General features: G+C 69.7%; 19 protein-coding genes. 4 read left to right on the top strand and 15 right to left on the bottom strand.

Features of this window, described 5'->3' with window-relative positions; genetic code table 11:
* Nucleotides 1-101: 101 nt before the first annotated feature.
* From NNI01S_RS22980 to ftsH, 13 genes are all read right to left on the bottom strand, one after another.
* Complete coding sequence (locus NNI01S_RS22980) at nucleotides 102-524, bottom strand: rhodanese-like domain-containing protein (protein ID WP_063022302.1); 423 nt, start codon at nucleotides 522-524, stop codon at nucleotides 102-104.
* Nucleotides 525-532: 8 nt separating this feature from the next.
* Nucleotides 533-1,141, bottom strand: a complete 609-nt coding sequence (locus NNI01S_RS22975; RefSeq protein WP_084489212.1) for a cupin domain-containing protein — start codon at nucleotides 1,139-1,141, stop codon at nucleotides 533-535.
* 181 nt (nucleotides 1,142-1,322) lie between these two features.
* A complete protein-coding gene (locus NNI01S_RS22970) occupies nucleotides 1,323-2,120 on the bottom strand; it encodes a type III pantothenate kinase (protein WP_063022204.1) in 798 nt (265 codons plus the stop codon).
* A gap of 17 nt (nucleotides 2,121-2,137) precedes the next feature.
* Nucleotides 2,138-2,557: an aspartate 1-decarboxylase gene (gene panD, locus NNI01S_RS22965; protein WP_063022203.1), complete on the bottom strand. Its 420-nt coding sequence runs from the start codon at nucleotides 2,555-2,557 to the stop codon at nucleotides 2,138-2,140.
* A 13-nt stretch (nucleotides 2,558-2,570) separates the two neighbouring features.
* Nucleotides 2,571-3,551 (bottom strand): pantoate--beta-alanine ligase, encoded by a 981-nt coding sequence (panC, locus tag NNI01S_RS22960; protein WP_063022202.1) that lies wholly within the window; start codon nucleotides 3,549-3,551, stop codon nucleotides 2,571-2,573.
* Nucleotides 3,551-4,495, bottom strand: a complete 945-nt coding sequence (locus tag NNI01S_RS22955) for a Rossmann-like and DUF2520 domain-containing protein (RefSeq protein WP_245676333.1) — start codon at nucleotides 4,493-4,495, stop codon at nucleotides 3,551-3,553. The genes panC and NNI01S_RS22955 overlap by 1 nt, the downstream gene beginning before the upstream one ends.
* Nucleotides 4,496-4,636: 141 nt before the next feature.
* Nucleotides 4,637-5,581: a DUF6779 domain-containing protein gene (locus tag NNI01S_RS22950; protein ID WP_063022200.1), complete on the bottom strand. Its 945-nt coding sequence runs from the start codon at nucleotides 5,579-5,581 to the stop codon at nucleotides 4,637-4,639.
* A 69-nt stretch (nucleotides 5,582-5,650) separates the two neighbouring features.
* A complete protein-coding gene (locus NNI01S_RS22945; RefSeq protein ID WP_063022301.1) occupies nucleotides 5,651-6,121 on the bottom strand; it encodes a DUF3180 domain-containing protein in 471 nt (156 codons plus the stop codon).
* A 2-nt stretch (nucleotides 6,122-6,123) separates the two neighbouring features.
* Complete coding sequence (folK, locus tag NNI01S_RS22940) at nucleotides 6,124-6,660, bottom strand: 2-amino-4-hydroxy-6-hydroxymethyldihydropteridine diphosphokinase (RefSeq protein WP_063022199.1); 537 nt, start codon at nucleotides 6,658-6,660, stop codon at nucleotides 6,124-6,126.
* Between the two features lie 58 nt (nucleotides 6,661-6,718).
* The gene (gene folB / locus NNI01S_RS22935) at nucleotides 6,719-7,156 is read right to left on the bottom strand and encodes a dihydroneopterin aldolase (RefSeq protein ID WP_084489210.1); all 438 of its coding nucleotides are present in this window, start codon (nucleotides 7,154-7,156) and stop codon (nucleotides 6,719-6,721) included.
* Complete coding sequence (gene folP / locus NNI01S_RS22930) at nucleotides 7,153-8,010, bottom strand: dihydropteroate synthase (protein ID WP_063022299.1); 858 nt, start codon at nucleotides 8,008-8,010, stop codon at nucleotides 7,153-7,155. The genes folB and folP overlap by 4 nt, the downstream gene beginning before the upstream one ends.
* Nucleotides 8,011-8,186: 176 nt before the next feature.
* Nucleotides 8,187-8,792 carry a GTP cyclohydrolase I FolE gene (gene folE / locus NNI01S_RS22925; protein ID WP_245676342.1) on the bottom strand — a complete coding sequence of 202 codons (606 nt, stop codon included), beginning with the start codon at nucleotides 8,790-8,792 and terminating at the stop codon, nucleotides 8,187-8,189.
* 154 nt (nucleotides 8,793-8,946) lie between these two features.
* Nucleotides 8,947-11,334, bottom strand: coding sequence for an ATP-dependent zinc metalloprotease FtsH (gene ftsH / locus NNI01S_RS22920; RefSeq protein WP_063022197.1), 2,388 nt, complete (start codon nucleotides 11,332-11,334; stop codon nucleotides 8,947-8,949).
* Between the two features lie 360 nt (nucleotides 11,335-11,694).
* On the opposite strand from ftsH, the gene NNI01S_RS22915 reads away from it, so the two are divergent.
* Complete coding sequence (locus NNI01S_RS22915) at nucleotides 11,695-12,639, top strand: hypothetical protein (RefSeq protein WP_063022196.1); 945 nt, start codon at nucleotides 11,695-11,697, stop codon at nucleotides 12,637-12,639.
* On the opposite strand, the gene NNI01S_RS22910 is transcribed toward NNI01S_RS22915, so the two are convergent.
* The gene (locus NNI01S_RS22910) at nucleotides 12,619-13,452 is read right to left on the bottom strand and encodes a DUF1266 domain-containing protein (protein WP_063022298.1); all 834 of its coding nucleotides are present in this window, start codon (nucleotides 13,450-13,452) and stop codon (nucleotides 12,619-12,621) included. The genes NNI01S_RS22915 and NNI01S_RS22910 overlap by 21 nt on opposite strands.
* Nucleotides 13,453-13,617: 165 nt before the next feature.
* Here NNI01S_RS22910 and NNI01S_RS22905 point away from each other — a divergent pair, with 165 nt between their 5' ends.
* Nucleotides 13,618-13,884, top strand: a complete 267-nt coding sequence (locus NNI01S_RS22905) for a DUF2277 domain-containing protein (RefSeq protein WP_063022195.1) — start codon at nucleotides 13,618-13,620, stop codon at nucleotides 13,882-13,884.
* A 15-nt stretch (nucleotides 13,885-13,899) separates the two neighbouring features.
* Here NNI01S_RS22905 and NNI01S_RS22900 read toward each other — a convergent pair whose 3' ends face one another.
* Nucleotides 13,900-15,213: a PucR family transcriptional regulator gene (locus NNI01S_RS22900; protein WP_245676332.1), complete on the bottom strand. Its 1,314-nt coding sequence runs from the start codon at nucleotides 15,211-15,213 to the stop codon at nucleotides 13,900-13,902.
* A 173-nt stretch (nucleotides 15,214-15,386) separates the two neighbouring features.
* Here NNI01S_RS22900 and NNI01S_RS22895 point away from each other — a divergent pair, with 173 nt between their 5' ends.
* Together NNI01S_RS22895 and NNI01S_RS22890 are read left to right on the top strand one after the other, a co-directional pair.
* The gene (locus NNI01S_RS22895; RefSeq protein WP_063022194.1) at nucleotides 15,387-16,991 is read left to right on the top strand and encodes an aldehyde dehydrogenase family protein; all 1,605 of its coding nucleotides are present in this window, start codon (nucleotides 15,387-15,389) and stop codon (nucleotides 16,989-16,991) included.
* Complete coding sequence (locus NNI01S_RS22890) at nucleotides 16,988-17,821, top strand: SDR family oxidoreductase (RefSeq protein ID WP_063022193.1); 834 nt, start codon at nucleotides 16,988-16,990, stop codon at nucleotides 17,819-17,821. Before NNI01S_RS22895 ends, NNI01S_RS22890 begins: the two co-directional genes overlap by 4 nt.
* Nucleotides 17,822-18,131: the final 310 nt, after the last annotated feature.

Here is an 18,131-nt window from a genome sequence, read left to right as displayed (position 1 = left end):
CCGACCTGCCCGCCAAAGACGCGAAATAGCCGGTGCGCATCATGCTGTGTGCGAAAACACCTGCGCGCCCGGCTATTTCGAGATGGAAGTGTTGACGGGAATTACAGCGAGGCGAGCGCGTCGGCCTCACGCACGAAGTGCGGGGCCCCGACCGCGACGTTCAACAGTCCGGCCGCCTTCAACGCCTGGTACCCGCCCACCAGATCGGTCGCCCGGTGCAGCCCGAGTTGCTGCAACGCGGCCGCGGCCAGGCTGGAGGTATAGCCCTCGGAGCAGACGACGATCCATTCCACGTCGTGGTCGGCGGCCAGCGCGAGGCGAGCGGAACTGGTGGGGTCCAACCGCCATTCCAGGACATTGCGCTCGATCACCAGAGCACCCGGCAAGGTGCCTTCTCGTCCGCGTTGCGCCTGCGGCCGGATATCCACCAGAATGGCGCCGCGCTCGATGGCTTCCGGCAATTCGAAGGCGTAGATCCGCTCGAGTCGGTCCCGTGCGTTCTCGAGCATCTGATCGATGGTCAAACGGGTCATCACATGTCACCTTCGGGCTGGTCGGTGAGGACGGTTCGGGTGCGCCGCAGGGTGCCGTGGCCGGTCACCTCGTAATACGACATGGCGGTGAGGGGCGGGGAATAGGCGTGCACGCTGAGCGTCGGGTCGAGCGGGCCCGCGGATTCGACGGCGCCGGGCACGGCGGCCGGCGCGCGCATCACGTCGTGCACCCAGCCGATCGGAAACGATGCCTGGTCACCAGCCGCGAGCGTGCGGCAACGCAATTCCGTTCCGTTCCACCGATATTCGGACAGGGCCCCGCTGAGCACGGTGAGCGCGCCGAGCGATCCGGCATGGTCGTGCAACTCGGTCGACTTGTCCGGCGTCCAGCTGATCAGCCAGACGTCGACCTCGTCGTCGGCGAGCAACCTGGCCGCCCAGCGTTCATCCGCCGGCCAGTTCCCGCCGGCGGGAAGCAGGTGGTCGTACCGTCCCGCCAGCACGTCCTCGGCGCCCTCGTCGGTCAGTCGCAGCAGATCGGCGGGGCGTAACCGGGTGGGTAAAGCGGGTGCCACCGCACGTTCCACCGGCGGGGTGGCCGACAGCGCGGTACGCGCGGAAGAAAGGGAAAGAACAGAAGAACGCATGAGCGAATCTCCAGGAGGAAGGTAACGGTCGAGAGCGGGAACTCAGCCTCGATCGGTCGAGGCAGGTCAGCCTCGACAACACTCCTGGGTGCTCGCGTAGAAAGTCACGAGAGGGAGTTTAACAGCAGACGACGCGGTGTCGACAAGTCCCCGTCCTGCGACAAATCCAACACCGCGCAGATCAGACACTTCCCTTGCGCCGCTGGTTGCGTTCGTATACGAGCCGCAGCCCGGTCAGCGTGAGGTGCGGATCGTGATCATCGATCGTTTCCGATTCCGGGACGATCAATGGCGCGCTCGCGCCGGTCGCCACCACCGCGACGTCGTCGCCCGCGAAGGCGTCGAACTCGTCGCGAATCCGATCGATCAGGCCGTCCACCAGTCCGGCGAAACCGAACACCGCGCCCGATTGCATGCATTCCATGCTGTTCTTGCCCAGCACCGACCGCGGCCTGGCCAACTCCGCCCGTCGCAGCGCACTGCGCTCCACCAGGGCTTCGGTGGAGATCTCCACGCCGGGCGCGATGATCCCGCCGAGGAACTCGCCCTTCTTCGACACCAGGTCCACACAGATCGCCGTGCCGAAATCGACCACGATCGCGGGCGCGGAATACCGCTGGTAAGCGGCCAGGCAATTGACGATGCGGTCGGCGCCCACTTCTTTCGGATTGTCCACCAGCAGCGGAATCCCTGTGCGGACACCGGGTTCCACCAAGACGTGCGGAACATGTCCCCAGTATTGGCTGAGCATCCCGCGCAGTTCGCGCAGTACGGGCGGCACCGTCGAAAGCGCGGAGACGCCGATCACCTCGTCCAGCTGCGCGCCGACCAGCCCGCGCACCTGCATCGCGAATTCGTCGGCGGTCAGCAGCGGATTGGTGTGCATTCGCCAGTGGCGCACCAGTTTCGAATGCGCACCGGAACCGGAGAACAGACCGAGTTCGATACTCGTATTGCGGACATCGATGGTCAGCAACATGTCCGGGTCGCCACTCCTCAGACGAACGACAGCGAGCGCGGCGAGGTCAGGCCCGAACCCTCCGGCGCGTGCGCCGGATCGGAACCGAGCTCGACCGGGCGGTTGCGTTCGTCGACGAACACCACCTTGGGGTCGTACTCGGCGAGTTCCTGCTCGTTCAGCTGGCCGTAGGCGATCAGGATGACGAGGTCGCCCGGGTGCACCAGGTGCGCCGCGGCGCCGTTGATCCCGATCACACCGGAACCCCGCTCACCGGCGATGACGTAGGTCTCCAGGCGGGCGCCGTTGTCGATGTCCACGATGCAGACCTGCTCGCCTTCCAGCAGGTCGGCGGCGTCGAGCAGGTCCTGGTCCACGGTGACCGAGCCGACGTAGTGCAAATCGGCGTGCGTCACGGTGGCACGGTGGATCTTCGACTTCATCATGGTGCGCAGCATTGCGTCGACCTTTCTAGTTCGCGGGAGGAAACGGGGCGGGATCCGACACCGCCGGGACGGGCTGGGAGAAGTCCACGGCGGGCCGCGAACCGGAGACGTTGGGGTGACCGTCGATCGGAGCGCCGAGCGTGACGGCGATGTTGTCGATGAGCCGGGTCGCACCGACCCGGGCCGCGATCAGCAACCTGGCGTTGCCGGTGACGGGGGCGGGCCCCAGGGTGGCCGAGCGCAGCTCCAAGTAGTCGAGGTCCACGCCGGTGGCGGCATGGAGCACGCGGTGGGCCGCCGCGAGCACCGCGTCGCCGCCGAGGCCGCCCGCGTGCTTGCCCGCCGACAGCGCGGCCGAGAGGGCGAGCGCCGCTTCGCGCTGCACCGGATCCAGGTAGCGGTTGCGCGAGGACAACGCCAACCCGTCGGGTTCGCGGACGGTGGCCACCGGGGTGATCTTGACGTCGAAGTTCAGGTCGCGAACCATCTGCCGGATCAAGGTGAGCTGCTGATAGTCCTTCTCGCCGAAGAACGCTTCGGTGGGCCGCGCGATCTGCAGCAATTTGGCGACCACGGTGAGCATGCCGGCGAAATGGGTCGGGCGGCTGGCCCCCTCCAGTTCCGCGCCGAGCGGACCGGGGTGCACGGTGGTGCGCGGGCCGTCCGGATACATGTCGGCCGCGCTCGGCGCGAACACCAGCTCGACGCCCTCCGCGCGCAGCAGCTCGACATCGGCATCCAGCGTGCGCGGGTACTTGTCCAAGTCCTCGTTCGCCCCGAACTGCAGCGGGTTGACGAAGATGGACACGATGACGACCTGGTTGGTCCGCTTGGCCAATCGCACGATCTCCAGGTGCCCCTCGTGCAGCGCGCCCATGGTCGGCACCAGCGCGACGGTGCGGCCGACGCCGCGCAGGGCAGCGGACACCGCGCTCAGCACCGTGGGATCGTGCTGCACGGTCAGCGCGCCGGGGCGGTAGGCGCCACGCAATTTCGGGTCCAACATCAGCGTCCTTCCAGCAGCTCGATGACGGCGGGGGCGGTACCGGCCCGCTCGGCGGTGCGCAGCGAGAGCGCGCGATACGCTTCGGCCAACCGGGCATCGACCGACGCCAGCGCGTCCAGGTGCGCGGCCACGGCGTCCACGTCGCCGCGGGCGACCGGACCGGTCAACGCCGACTGTCCGCGGCGCAACGCGTTGTCCAGCGCCGCCGAGGCCAAGGGGGCGAGCAGACGCTCGGCCAAGCCGTTGGGCTGGTCATCGACCAGCTGCTGACCGAGCAGGCCCGGGCCCGACAGCGCGGCCCGCAGCGCGGCCACCGCGTCGACGATCACCGTGACCAGATGATTGCTGCCGTGCGCGAGCGCGGCGTGGTAGAGCGGCCGGTTCTGCTCCGGCACGCGGACCGGTTCGCCGCCCATCTCGATCACCAGCGACTGCGCGATGGCGTAGCCGACCTCGTCGGCGGCCGTGATGCCGAAGCACGCGTTGCCCAGCCGGGTCACGTCCTCGTCGTGTCCGGTGAAGGTCATCGCCGGATGGATGGCCAGCGGAAGGGCGCCCATCTCGGTCAGGGCGGCGAGGACGCCGACGCCGTTCGCGCCGGAGGTGTGCGCGACGATGGTGCCGGGCCGGACCACGCCCGCCCCGGCCAGACCGCGGACCAGGCCGGGGAGTTCGGTGTCGGGCACGGCGAGCAGCAGCAGCTCGCTGCGGGCGGCCACCTGCTCGATCGGCAGGATCTCCGAATCGGGCAGCCGGGTACGGGCACGGCGCACCGAGGCGTCGGAGATCGCGCAGACGCCGAACACCACATGTCCGGCCCGCTCGAGTGCGGCGCCCAATGCCGAGCCCACGCGTCCCGCCGAGACGATTCCCACCGTCAGGCGTGCGGGCGCGGGGTCGTAGCCCGAAGCAGCGTTGTCGGAATTCACGCTTCTCGAGGTCAACGTTGTCCTCTCGATGTCGTTCCAGTCCCGCCATGCGGGTACCGGACGGTACGCCAAGAGGATATCGGCAGGCGGTTCGCCGCCGCCACGGGGTGCGCGCGTGATCTAGGCCGCACTGGCCGGGCCGGAGCCGCCACCTGATCAGCGACGTTCGCGCTCCTCGGACTGCAGGTTGGCCATGATCTCCGCTACCGACAGACGACGCGACGGCGTCTCGTCGTCGCTCTCGGCCCGGCGGCGCCTGCGCGCGCTCGGCGTGCCCATGGGCGCGGCCGAGGCCGGCCGGGGGGTCGGTTCCGGCCCCGGCTGCGACCGCGCGGCGGGCCGGGTCGGGGGCTCGTCCAGCGGCTCGTCCGAGGTCTCGGTGAAGGCGTCGGCCCAGCCGCGCGGCTCGGCGTAGTGCGCCTGCTCCGCGTCCGCCTGCTCGTCGTCGTCGAGGGAGACGACCGCGGTCTCGGCAGTCACCGGGTCGTCGAAGGGGCTGGCGAAGACCGGCGGCTCGGGATGATCGGGCTCGAAGATCGGCGTCATACTGCTATGCGGTTGCTGGTCGGCGAACATCGACCACATCCCGGCATTCGCCGAGCTATTGTTCCCAGAATCGGCGCCCGAGCTGGTCAGCTCCTGGATCCGGGTCGCGTCGGCGCGCAACGCCGGACGATCCATCGGCAGATCGCCGTCGAACAGCCGCTGCAGGCTCTGCCGCAGCACGGTGAGTTCCGCGCGCAAGGCCGCGAGTTCGGCCGCGTCGGCGCCCACTTCTTCGCGGACCCGCGCCTCCACGCCGAGCTCGTACTCGCGGCGCGCGGTGACCTCCCGCTCCAGCTGCAACTCGTAGACGGTCTGCAGATCGCGGACCTTCGCCTTGTCGATCGTCGCCTCTTTGCGGTACTTCGTCGCAGCCAGAGCGCCGATTGCCGCGGCCCACAGCGCCGCGACCAGACCTACCCGTACGAACTCCACGCTGTTACTGAAGATCAGGAAAACGCTGGCAACCAGACCGAGCACGATGAGGACGCCAACGAATAATTTTCCCGCGTCGTCCCGCCGGGTACGGGAAGTGCTGCTACGGGAGGGTGAAACCATGCCAGCCAGGGTAGCCAATAGCTCGAGCCGCGCCCAGATTCCGTTTTGTGATTCCGTTCGCCAAACTAGCTATGTAGTTGCCGCATCGTCGGTGGGATCCTCCGGCGCCCGGCAGCAGTACTCCAGCCAGAGGGCCGCAGCAACCAAAGCGACCCCCGCCAGCATCCCGACGATCGCGCCGGGGCTGTCGGCCGCGGCCGCGCGCAGCGTGCCGCGCTGCGGGAAGACCCAGCACAGGAAACCGAGCCAGATGCCGGCGGCGATCGAACCGACCTGCGCCGACGCCTTGGCCAACGCGACAGCGCGGGCCGCGGTGATCGGATGCAACTGGTGGCGGCCGTCGCCGATCTCGTGGTCGTTGACCCGCGCCCGGATGACGAAAGCGAGCACCGCCTCGATGGCGGCCACCGGGTACAGCGAGGCGCCCGCGAAGATCGAGATCGGCGGGAAGCTGTCGTAGGCCATCCGGGTGGCGATCCACGCGACGATCGCGGCGATCAGCACGTTCGCCACGAGATCGAGGATGCGAGTCGGCTTCAGTTTCACGACGGCGCACCCGTCAGCGAGAACTCGGTGCGGCGCACTCCGGCGCGCTCGTCCGGATCGAGCCGCGCCAGCAGATCCGCCACGGCGTGCGGAGCGCCGTCGACCTCCAGCACCGCGTCCGGCGCGATGTCCAGCCACGGCACCAGGACGAAGGCGCGCCGATGCGCCTGCGGGTGCGGCAGCAGCAGATCCGGATCCGCGCTGCGGCACGCGACCGGCTCCCCGTCGCGCAGTTCGGCGCACCAGACCACATCCACGTCGAGAGTGCGTGCGCCCCAGCGCACTTCGCGAACTCGTCCCGCGGCCTGTTCCAGCTCCTGGCCGCGGCGCAGCCAGTCGGCGCAGCCGAAGGCCGGATCTTCCACCAGCACAGCGGCGTTCAGGTAGTCCCCTTGCGGGACATCGCCCCAGGGAGCGGTGGAGTACACAGCGGAGACGGCCAGCACACGGTGGCCGAACCCGTCCAGGACACTGCGCAGGTGCGCGAGCCGGTCACCCAGATTGGAACCGATGGATAGCACGGCACGGGTCATCGGCGCGCCTCCACGGCGCCCGGCACGGCGGAAAAGGCCGTGCCGCAGTGCAGCTCGCTCATCCGGCGGGCTCCTCCCGGTGGCGGGAGGTGATCACCCGCACGTCGGCGAACGTGTGCGGGATCGGCGCGGACGGCTTGTGCAGCACCACCTCGACCGACCTGATCCGCGGATCGGTCATCACGTCGTCGGCGATCTCCGACACCACCGTTTCGATGAGATCGCGCGGCTCGCCCTGGACGATGCGGACCGCGCGCTCGGCCAGGGCGCCGTAGTCCACGGTCGCCGCGAGATCGTCGGACGCGGCGGCCAGGGCGAAATCCACCCAGACCGTCAGGTCGACCAGGAACTCCTGACCGTCGCGCCGCTCGTGCTCGAACACGCCGTGATGCCCGTAGGCGCGCAGGCCGCGCAACTCGATGCGGTCGGCGCCGCGCCGGATCGCCGAATCACGCGGCGGTGCATCGTCATCGGCGTGGACCGGGGATCGGCTCATCGTTGAGCTCCTTGCGCACTGGATCGGCTGGTGGCGTGCTGCGCGGCGCGCTGCCGTGCGGCATTCTGCCACGCGTCGGTGACCGCGATCGCGTCCAGCGAAGCACGCACGTCGTGCACGCGGACGCCCCACGCGCCGTGCAGCGCGGCCAGCGCCGAGATGGTCGCGGTGGCCGTCTCCCGGCCGTCCGGTGGACGCGGGCCCGCGTCGTCGGCGAGCAGCGCACCGAGAAAACGCTTGCGCGAGGCGCCGATCAGGACCGGCAGTCCGTGCGCGACCAATTCGGGCAGCGCGCCGAGCAGGGCCCAGTTGTGCTCGGCGTTCTTCGCGAAGCCGAGGCCGGGGTCCAGCAACAGCCGGGACGGGTCGACGCCCGCGGCGACGGCCACGTCCACCTGTACGGCGAGTTCAGAGAGCACCTCCGCGACCACGTCGTCGTAGTGGTCCGCCGGTCCGGTGTGCCGGTAGTCGGCGCCCGCCCGCCAGTGCATGAGAATCCACGGGATCCGCGCGGACGCGACCACCCGCACCATGTCGGCATCGGCGCGACCGCCGGAGACGTCGTTCACCACCGACACCCCGGCTTCGATCGCCGCGGCGGCCACAGCGGCGCGCATCGTGTCCACACTGGTCGGCACGCCCGCCGCGACGAGTCCGCGGATGACCGGCGTCACCCGCGCGGCCTCGGTCGCCGCGTCGATGCGGATCGCGCCCGGCCGGGTCGATTCACCACCGACGTCGATGATGTCCGCGCCCGCGGCGTGCAGCCGCACACCGTGCGCGATGGCCAGCTCGGGGTCGAGGTATCGCCCGCCGTCTGAAAACGAATCGCTGGTGACGTTCACGACGCCCATCACCACGCAGGAACGTCCGTCGCGGGCGCGGACGCCGCCGAACGGGCTCACCCGCGCTGCGACCGCCGTCGCCGCGGACACGTCCGTGGGCGAGATCGCTCCGGTGGCGGTGTCCTGCCTGGTCGCTCCGGTCGGTGCGCGCCCTCGGCTACCGGGTTCGGACACCGCGGGCCCGCTCACTTCCGCAGGATCAGATCGAGCGCCTCGGCGCGCGAGGCGGCGTTGGACTGCAGCAGCCCACGCACCGCGGAAGTGGTCGTACTCGCGCCCGGTTTGCGGATACCGCGCATCGCCATGCACAAGTGCTCGGCCTCGACCACCACGATCGCGCCGCGCGGGTCAAGTTTGCGCATCACCGCGTCGGCGATCTGGCTGGTCAACCGCTCCTGCACTTGCGGGCGCTTGGCGTACAGGTCCACCAGCCGGGCGAGCTTGGACAGCCCGGTGACCCGGCCGTGCGGACCGGGGATGTAACCGACGTGGGCGACACCGTGGAAGGACACCAGGTGGTGCTCACAGGTGGAATACATCGGGATGTCCCGGACCAGAACGAGTTCCTGATGGCCCTCGTCGAACGTGGTGTTGAGCACCGAGTCCGGTTCCACATACAGCCCGGCGAAGGTCTCCCGGTAGGCGCGCGCGACCCGAGCGGGCGTCTCGAGCAGGCCGGGCCGATCCGGGTCCTCCCCGACAGCGATCAACAACTCACGCACCGCCGCCTCGGCCCGTGCCTGGTCGAACGACCTGCCGGTCTCCAGGGCGACGAGGCCGGGCCCGGTCACACCGAGATCGACACCGTCGTAATCAACGCTGTCCGCTTCGGCGAGGGTGTGACCACCGCCATGCTCGTTGGGCGACAATCGAGGACACCTCCAAACTCCCGGGGCGCCGGCAACCTCTCGGCACCCCCCGATGGTCGAGCCTAATCGTCACCGATCAGTGACGACCGTTCGGTCCATCCCAATCACCTTTGTCGCCCTCGCCGTTCGGATCGACCCGCCGCGGCTCGTCGTAGCCACCGCGGTCGCCGTAACCGTCCCGGTCGTAGCCGCCCTCGGGCGAACCCTGCGGGCCCCACGGCTGGTAGCCATGCCTCGGTTGCTGCGGATCGCCCCAACCGGGCTGGCCCTGCTGCGGCTCGTCGCGCGGAGGCCACCCGGGCGCCGACCAACCGGCCGGAGCGCCGTAGTCCGGCCGCGAACCGTGCGTGCCCTGGCGTGGGTAGGCCGGAGCGGGCGCTTGCGGCAGCGGGTAGCCGGGCGCGGGCGGGCGGGCGTACTGCGGCGCAGCGCCGTACCCGCTCTCGTGCGGCGGGTAACCGTTGGCGGCCTGCGGCTCGCGCTGCGCGGACGCGGCCACCGGCTGCGCCACCGGCTCCGGCGGCCACGACTCGCCGCGCTCGGCGGCCAGCTCGCCCGGAGTCTTCACCGGCGGCTTGTCCGAGGGGACACGCTCGCCGAAGTCGTTGAACGCGGTGATCCGCGGGCGCTTGTGCACCGACGCGAGGATCTGTTCGAGATCCTTGCGGTGCAGGGTCTCCCGCTCCAGCAGCGCGGTGGCCAGGTCGTCGAGCACGTCGCGGTACTCGTTGAGGATCGCCCACGCCTCGGTGTGCGCGGCCTCGATGAGGTTGCGCACCTCCTCATCGATCGCGCCGGCCACCTCGTGCGAGTAGTCCGAGCCCATGCCCATCGAGCGGCCGAGGAACGGGTCGCCCTGCTCCTGGCCGTAGCGGACCGCGCCGAGCCGGGCACTCATGCCGTACTCGGTGACCATCGCGCGCGCGATCTTGGTGGCCTGGTCGATATCGGAGGACGCGCCGGTGGTGGGCTCGTGGAACACCAGCTCCTCGGCTGCGCGGCCGCCCATGGCCATGACCAGGCGGGCGATCATCTCCGAGCGGGTCATCAGGCCCTTGTCGTCCTCGGGCACCGTCATCGCGTGGCCGCCGGTGCGGCCGCGCGCCAGGATGGTGACCTTGTAGACCGGCTCGATGTCCGGCATCGCCCAGGCGGCCAGGGTGTGACCGCCCTCGTGGTAGGCGGTGATCTTCTTCTCGTGCTCGCTGATGATGCGGCTCTTGCGGCGCGGGCCGCCGATCACGCGATCGACCGATTCCTCCAGCGATTCACCGGTGATCACCGCGCCGTTCTCGCGGGCGGTGAGCAGCGCGGCCTCGTTGATCACGTTGGCCAGATCGGCGCCGGACATGCCGACGGTGCGCTTGGCCAAGCCGTCCAGGTCGGCGTCCGGGGAGATCGGCTTGCCCTGCGAGTGCACCCGCAGAATGGCGCGGCGACCGGCGAGGTCGGGGTTGCCCACCGGGATCTGCCGGTCGAACCGGCCGGGACGCAGCAGCGCCGGATCGAGGATGTCGGGGCGGTTGGTCGCGGCGATCAGGATGATGCCGGTGCGGTCGCCGAAGCCGTCCATCTCGACCAGCAGCTGGTTGAGGGTCTGCTCGCGCTCGTCGTGACCGCCGCCGAGGCCGGCGCCGCGCTGGCGGCCGACCGCGTCGATCTCGTCGACGAAGATGATGCAGGGGCTGTTCTGCTTGGCCTGCTCGAACAGGTCGCGCACCCGGGAGGCGCCGACGCCGACGAACATCTCCACGAAGTCCGAACCGGAGATGGTGAAGAACGGCACACCGGCCTCGCCGGCGACGGCACGGGCCAGCAGGGTCTTGCCGGTGCCGGGCGGGCCGTAGAGCAGGACGCCCTTGGGGATCTTGGCGCCGAGGGCCTGGTAGCGGACCGGATTCTGCAGGAAGTCCTTGATCTCGTAGAGCTCCTCGACCGCCTCGTCGGCTCCGGCCACGTCGGCGAACGTCGTCTTGGGCATGTCCTTGGACAGCTGCTTGGCCTTCGACTTGCCGAAGCCCATCATGCCGCCGCGACCGCCGCCCTGCATCCGGGCCATCACGAAGATGAACAGGCCGAGCAGGATGACCATCGGCAGCACGAACAGCAGGATCTGGGTGAACCAGCTCTCCTGCTTGACCACGGTGTTGTAGGGGGCGCCGGAGTTCTTCACGGCCGAGAAGATCTGAGCGGAGGTCTCGCTGCCGCCCGGATACTTGGCGATGATCTTGTTCTGCCCGCCGGTGGCGTCGTTACCGTCCTTCAGCTCGATGCGCAGCTGTTGCTCGCGATCATCGATCTGCACGTTCTCGACGTTGCTCTTGTTCTCGAGCTGGCTGAGGGCAACCGAGGTATCGACGCTCTTCCAGCCCCGCGTGTCGTTGCCGAAATAGCTGAACGCATAGATCACGAGCAAGATGCCCGAGACTATGGCCAGGGTGCGAAACACAGTCTTGCGGTTCATAGAGCGTCGGCCGGGGCGGCCAGTCCTTTCCGGTGTCTCCGGTTCTTGCCTAGCGATGCGTCTGGCGCGTCCGGTTCCGCGGGGGTTCGGATGCGGACAAGCCACGTTACCGCGTACGGTCTACTCGATACATCGCGCAGTTCGGCTGCAGGTGCAGTTAAAGAGGTAAACGGCCGGGGGCCGACGGTGGTTCCCGAGGTACCCGGTCCGGCTTCCTCCAAGTGGCAACAATCATGGCATGTTCGGCCTATCGTGAGCGACGACACAACCTCGCGGCGCGAGCGACGGGCACGTAGGCGGTAGCTCGCACACCACGAAACGCCCCGGGAGCGCCGCAGACCAGACACGAGCGCAGGGGGTATGGACATAGTCGAGTTACGGACACCCACAGCGATACTGCGTCACGGCCGCGGCAGGTTGATCGTCCTGCGGCCCGGATCCGACGGCGAACGCGTGCTCGACGTCCCGGTCTCCGACCTGCTGAAGGTCCGGCTGAACCGGCGGGCGGACGACGCGGTGGTCATCGAGATCTATCTGCGTTACCCGACGCCGGTGCTCACCGGCGTGCCCGCGGACCGCACCCCCCTTCCGGTCATCATCGCCGAGCACGACGTCCCGGCGGCCACCGAGATCGTCGACCGGATCAACGCGCACATCATGGCCACCCAGCGCATCGACGTGGCGGCGCCGGATCTGCGCCCGCCCGCGCCGACCTGGAGCCGCGGTGGGCCCCTGCGCGCGGATGTGGAACGGGCGACGCGCCGGATGTCGCCGCGCCGCGAGGCGAAGCAGGCGATAGCGACTCTGCATCGTTACGTGACGCCGGAGGAGTACGTCCTGGAGACCGCGGTGGTGGCCGCACACCCGCCCGCGGGCAACGGCTCCGGACTGCTCGCCGCGACGACGACGCGGCTGCTGTTCATCGCGATCGGCGACAGCCGCTACGCGCACGAACTCCCGATTCCGGTGGTCGTGTGGGCTCGCGTCACCGACACGCCCACCGCGGGCCGCGGCGAGATCGGTCCCGGACGCGGCGCGACCGGCATCGAGGTGCACGACGGCAGCCGGACGCTGCATTTCGCGGGCGCCGACCGCGCCGATACCGAGCGGGTCACCTGCGCGCTGAACTTCGCGGTGCGCCGGGAATCCGCCGACGGCGCCGCGGGCTCCGCGGATCCCGGTGTGGCCCAATTGTATTCGGAATGGGAGCTGCTGGTCGAGCGGCACTCCCTCGGCATGGTCGACGACGCGCAGTTCCAGCGCTACGGCCGCGGGATCCTGCGCTCACTCCCCGACGGGAGCTGAGTTCAGCGCGATCCGCCGCCACGGGCTGGTCGGACGCAGCCACAGCCGCAGCAGCTCCTTGCGGCGGTCGACGCCGCCGTTCTTCAGCTCGGCCAGGTCCTCGCAGGCCTGCCAATAGGTCCAGCCGGTGAGGTAGGCGTCGCCGAACTGGCGCCAATTGCGGTACTTGCTCTGCGCCAGCGGCAGAGCGCGCGCCAGATAACTCCAGGCCACGTCGGCGTCGAGGTACCCCGCGGTGTAGGCCATCCTGGCCACCGCGACCACCCTGGCCAGGTCCCAGGCGTGGATGTCGCTGGGCAGCGGCCGGGCCAGATGATCGGTGAACCCGATCTTGATCGCTTGCGACCAGATGTCGTAGTCGCGGACCAGAGCCTCCGGGTTGTCCATCCCCCGGAACGCGCCGACCTGCCGCAGAAATGCCCGGTGCCGATCGGCCCGCTCCCCGAAGCGATCGCGCTCACTGGCGTTGATCGACGCCGTCACCAGGGGATGCACCAGCGCGTACAGCGGGGCGTGCATGCCGTCGAGCAACTGCTCCATCGAGGCCTGGGCCTCCGTGCCGTCGGTGATGCCCCACGCACCGGTGAGCGTGTCGATGGCCAGTTCTCGCCGATCGCCGAGCGGATGGGCGCGTTCGGGTCCGAGCAGCAGCGCGTCGTGGAACGCGTCCCAGCGCGCCGAGTAGAAAGCGCCGAGGGCCAGGGCCCGCAGTTCGTCGTCGGAGACCGCGGCGCCGGACCAATGGTCTTCCTCCCGCTCGTCCAGCTCCGCGTACGGAAAGGTCGTCAAGGTGGGTACACCGCGCGCAGCCATGCCCCGATTGTTCCCCATCCCGCGCGGGGGACGCGCGGGATTCGCCGATGGCCGCCCATGTTGGTCCGCCGTGCGGACCGCAGGCGCGTCCGCCGGGCGGATTGATTTCGGGCTCGCTTGGTTCTTGCCCTGACGCGTGTCGTGATCTGGAGCTAGTGTTCTCGCATGTGTAGAAACATCACCGTCCTGCGTGGTCTGGAACCTGCCGCAACCGAGCAGGAAATCTATGCCGCCGCACTGCAGTACGTGCGCAAGGTCGGTGGCGTGTCCGGCCTGAGCTCGACCACCAAATCGGCCGTCGACAAGGCCGTCGCGGCCATCGCAGAGGCGACCACCACCTTGCTCGCCGAGTTACCCGATCGCAGGGTGGCGCCGACCACCGAACCGCCGTTGCGCCGGATCGCCGCGCGCGAGGCCATGGCGGGCGAGTAAACCGGGGCCGCGGGGTCAGGGCAGGGCGTCCGCGCCGTAGACGGCGACGCACACCAGCGCGATCTCCAGCGGCAAGCCGCGCTCCTCGATCGGATATCCCAGTAGCTGTTCGATCCGCTGCACGCGGTAGCGGACCGTGTTCTTGTGTACCCCGAGCACTTTCGCCGTGGCCTCCGGGCTGCGCTGGCTGCGCAGATAGGCGTGCAGCGTCTCGCGCAGGCGCGCGGCGTTCGCGTCCCGGCCCGCCAGCGCGCCCAGTTCCCGCTCGACCAGGCCGCGCATGGCCGCTTCGTCCGCGCCGGCCAGATAGGCGATCTCCACCGCTCGATACCCGGTGACCCGCAGACCGCCCGCGGGCGCGCGCTCGGCGACCTGCCGCGCGGCGACCGCCTCGCGATGACTCCGGCGGAAGCCCGCGATCCCCCCGGCGGGCACGCCGAACGCCACCCGCACCGGCGCCTCCACCTGCGCCGCGGCCAACCGCTCCACTTCGCCCGGCGCCGCGAGTTCGGCGCCGTGTTCCCCGTCGTCCGAGCCCGCCCACGCCCACATGGCGCTGGCGCCGGACGGGACGGTGAGCAGGCGTGCGCTGCCCAGTGCCGCGGCCAGCCGCGCCGCGACCCGGTCCAGCAAGCCGGTCGCATCCGCGTCCGCACCCGCGGGCTCGCCGGTCGGCTCGTCGGTCCACAGCACGAACGCCAGGTGCTGCTGGGAGAGCCGGTAGCCGAGCCGCAGCGACGCCTGCTCGATGTCCACGTCGTCGCCGTCCAGCACGGCTCGGACGGTCTCGGCGCGCCGGTTGAGCGCGGCACGCAGCACCTGCTCGCGTTCCTCCATGTAGGTGTCGGTGAGCAGTTCGACCGAGGTGCTGATCCATTTGGTGGCCCGCTCGAACAGCCGCAGCAGGACGACGCGCTCCAGCTCCGGCGTGGTCCGCCGCTGCTCGACCACTTCGGTCATGTAGTCCAGCACCGCCTCCATGCCCACGTGGTAGACCCGCAGCAGCAACCGCAGCTCGAAGCCGCGCCGGGCCACGCTGCGCGCGAACGCGTGCGCCTCTTCCGGCAGCGAGAACTCGAAGGCGTCGCTGGCCAGGCGGCTGAGCACGATCCTGGCGTGCGCCCTGGTGCTGGCCGCGAGATCGCGGCGCATATCGCGATCGGCGAGTTCCGGGATGCGCGCGATGATCACGTCGTCGAGCCGGGTGACGATCCGCTCGAGTGTCTCGGCGCGCGTGGTCTCGTAGACGTACTCGGCGAGCCAGTCGCGCACCTCCCCCGGAGCCGGGCTCGGCCGGGCCGCGGCGCCCGGCGCAGCCCCCATGGTCATCGCCCTCTCCTTCGGCTCGGCATTCTTTGGTCCGAGGAAACAAAATCGCCCATTTTCCTTGACAAATTGGGCCAAGAAACTCTGTCCGGATTGTGTCACGATCATAGTTCAGTGGCCTGCCTCACAGCAGTCAGCAGACCGCGGTTCAACACGACGTCAGTGGGAGAACAGCAGTGACCAACACCGAACCAGCGCCCGCGGCCGAGAAGGCGCGGGCACGCGAAACGACCGCTAAGAAGGACGGTCCCGCCGTCATCGAGGTACGCAATCCCGGCACGGGCGAGGTCGTCGGCACGGTGCCGGACGAGACCGCGGACGCGGTCGCGGCCAAGGTCCGCGAATTGCGGCTGTACCAGCCCGAGTGGGAGGCGCTCGGCCCCGAAGGACGCAAAGTCTGGCTGCTGAAGTTCCAGGACTGGTTGATCGACAACACCGACCGGCTGGCCACCGTGCTGCAGTCGGAGACCGCCAAGCCCCGGGTGGACGCCCTGATCGACCCGGGCTTCGCGACCGATCTGATCGGCTACTACGCCCGCCGCGCGGCCAAGTTCCTGGCCGACGACCACCCTTCGCCGCACAGCCCGCTGGCCCGGGTGAAACGCCTGACCACGGTCTACCGGCCGTATCCGGTGGTCGGCGTCATCACGCCGTGGAATTTCCCGCTGGCCATGCCGGTGATGGACGTGTTCCCCGCGCTGGCCGCCGGGGCAGCCGTGCTGCTCAAGCCGTCCGAGGTGACCCCGCTGTCGGCGCTCGAACTCGCGAAGGGCTGGGCCGAGATCGGCGCCCCTCCGGTTCTCGCGGTGGCCACCGGCGCGGGCGCGACCGGAGCGGCCGTGGTGGACAACGCCGACTACATCCAGTTCACCGGCTCCACCGCGACCGGCCGCAAGATCGCCGCCGCCTGCGTCCAGCGGATGGTTCCCTACAGCCTGGAACTCGGCGGCAAGGACCCCGCCATCGTCCTGGCCGACGCCGACCTGGACCGCGCCGCGCACGGCATCGCCTTCGGCGGCATGTTCAACTCCGGGCAGGTCTGCATCTCGGTGGAGCGGGTGTACGTCGAAGCGCCGGTGTACGACGAGTTCGTCGCCAAGCTCACCGCCAACGTCGAGGCGCTGCGCCAGGGCCTCGACGGACGCGAGTCGAAGTACGACGTGGGCGCGCTGGCCAACGAGAACCAGGTGGCCATCGTGCAACGCCACGTCGAGGAGGCGGTCGCGGCGGGCGCCAAGGTGCTCACCGGCGGCAAGCGGGCCGGATTCGGCACCGCTTTCGAGCCGACCGTGCTGGTGGACGTCGACCACACCATGTCCTGCGTGACCGAGGAGACCTTCGGGCCGACGCTGCCGGTGATGAAGGTGGCCGACGAGTCCGAGGCGATCCGGCTGGCCAACGACTCCGTCTACGGGCTGTCCGCCTCGGTGTGGACCGGCGACAAGGAGCGCGGCGAGCGGATCGCCCGCCAGTTGAACGCGGGTGCGGTCAACATCAACGACGTCTTCGCCAACCTGTTCAGCTACGCGTTGCCGATGGGCGGCTGGGGTCTGTCCGGCGTCGGCGCCCGCTGGGGCGGCGCGAACGGCGTCCGCAAGTACTGCCGTCAGCAGGCGATCACCACGCCGATCCTGCCGACCCAGCAGAAGGAGCTGTTCTGGTACCCGTACTCGATGCCGAAGCTGCTGTTCGCGCTCGGCGCGATGCGCGCTGCGGGCGCCCGCGGCCTGCGCCGCCTCGACCTTCCCGCCCTGCTGAAGCTGAAGGGAGACGGCAAGTGACCGACGCGAAGCAGATCCGCGGCAAGGTGGTCGTCATCACCGGCGGCGCCCGCGGCATCGGGCTTGCCACCGCGACCGCGCTGCAGGCCCTCGGCGCGCAGATCGCGATCGGGGACATCGACGAGACCACGGTCAAGGAGTCGGGCACGGCGCGCGGTTTCGAGCTCTACGGCAAGCTCGACGTGACCGATCAGGATTCGTTCGACGGCTTCCTCGACGAGGTGGAGCGCACCCTCGGGCCGATCGACGTGCTGATCAACAACGCGGGCATCATGCCGACCGGCAAGCTGGTGGACGAGCCGGACCCGCTGACCCGCCGCATCCTGGACATCAATGTCTACGGCGTGATCCTGGGTTCCAAGCTGGCGCTGCGCCGGATGCTGCCGCGTGGCAGCGGGCACATCATCAACATCGCGTCGCTGGCCGGCGAGACCCACATCCCGGGCCTGGCCACCTACAACGCCAGCAAGCACGCGGTGCTCGGTTTCACCGACACGCTGCGGGAGGAGTACCGCGGCACCGGCGTGCGCTTCTCCTCGGTGCTGCCGACGCTGACCAACACCGAATTGGGTTCCGGCGTCACCGCGCCCAAGCTGCTGCGCGCCGCCGAGCCGGAGGAGATCGCCGACGCCGTCGCGAAGCTCATCGTCGCGCCGAAGTCGAAGGTCCGGGTGACCGCGGTGGCGGGGTTCATCTCCCAGTTCGTCGGCCTGCTGCCGGAAGCGGTCGGGGACGGCATCGGACGGGCGCTCGGGTCCGGCCGCGCGTTCCTCGACGACGTCGACGCCGACAAGCGCAAGGCCTACGAGGAGCGCGCCCGCGGCGCGTGATCGGGGCGAGCGGCCGAGGCGCCGCGGCCGGGATTCGTCTCGGCCGCGGCGCCTCGTCGCGTCTGGGCGGGCAGCACGTGTGCCACGCCGAACCAGTGCTGTGAGGAAAATCACGCGAGCGATCGATTACATCGGATAGCCGGTCAGCGGCAAATTTCCAGCCCGTGATCGACGGGCATCCGGCTGGCCACAATCCGCCGAAGCTACCGCCCGAACCGCATCATCCATGCTGGTCAACTGCCCAAATAGAGCCGAGGTGCTGTTGACGCTGGCCGCATGCCGAAAATTCGCCAACCGACTGGTGCGGTGC

The organism is Nocardia niwae NBRC 108934 = DSM 45340, from assembly GCF_001613465.1.
In the GTDB taxonomy this organism is placed as follows: domain Bacteria; phylum Actinomycetota; class Actinomycetes; order Mycobacteriales; family Mycobacteriaceae; genus Nocardia; species Nocardia niwae.
The sequence above is the reverse complement of the archived record's forward strand: the minus strand, read 5'-3'. Positions and strand labels throughout refer to the sequence as shown.

Bases quoted from the DNA above. Each gene is read 5' to 3' on its own strand.
- NNI01S_RS22975 (WP_084489212.1), bottom strand. From the start codon at position 1,141: ATGCGTTCTTCTGTTCTTTCCCTTTCTTCCGCGCGTACCGCGCTGTCG.
- NNI01S_RS22970 (WP_063022204.1), bottom strand. From the start codon at position 2,120: ATGTTGCTGACCATCGATGTCCGCAATACGAGTATCGAACTCGGTCTG.
- panD (WP_063022203.1), bottom strand. From the start codon at position 2,557: ATGCTGCGCACCATGATGAAGTCGAAGATCCACCGTGCCACCGTGACG.
- panC (WP_063022202.1), bottom strand. From the start codon at position 3,551: ATGTTGGACCCGAAATTGCGTGGCGCCTACCGCCCCGGCGCGCTGACC.
- NNI01S_RS22950 (WP_063022200.1), bottom strand. From the start codon at position 5,581: ATGGTTTCACCCTCCCGTAGCAGCACTTCCCGTACCCGGCGGGACGAC.
- folK (WP_063022199.1), bottom strand. From the start codon at position 6,660: ATGACCCGTGCCGTGCTATCCATCGGTTCCAATCTGGGTGACCGGCTC.
- folB (WP_084489210.1), bottom strand. From the start codon at position 7,156: ATGAGCCGATCCCCGGTCCACGCCGATGACGATGCACCGCCGCGTGAT.
- folP (WP_063022299.1), bottom strand. From the start codon at position 8,010: ATGGGCGTCGTGAACGTCACCAGCGATTCGTTTTCAGACGGCGGGCGA.
- ftsH (WP_063022197.1), bottom strand. From the start codon at position 11,334: ATGAACCGCAAGACTGTGTTTCGCACCCTGGCCATAGTCTCGGGCATC.
- NNI01S_RS22915 (WP_063022196.1), top strand. From the start codon at position 11,695: ATGGACATAGTCGAGTTACGGACACCCACAGCGATACTGCGTCACGGC.
- NNI01S_RS22910 (WP_063022298.1), bottom strand. From the start codon at position 13,452: ATGGCTGCGCGCGGTGTACCCACCTTGACGACCTTTCCGTACGCGGAG.
- NNI01S_RS22905 (WP_063022195.1), top strand. From the start codon at position 13,618: ATGTGTAGAAACATCACCGTCCTGCGTGGTCTGGAACCTGCCGCAACC.
- NNI01S_RS22900 (WP_245676332.1), bottom strand. From the start codon at position 15,213: ATGACCATGGGGGCTGCGCCGGGCGCCGCGGCCCGGCCGAGCCCGGCT.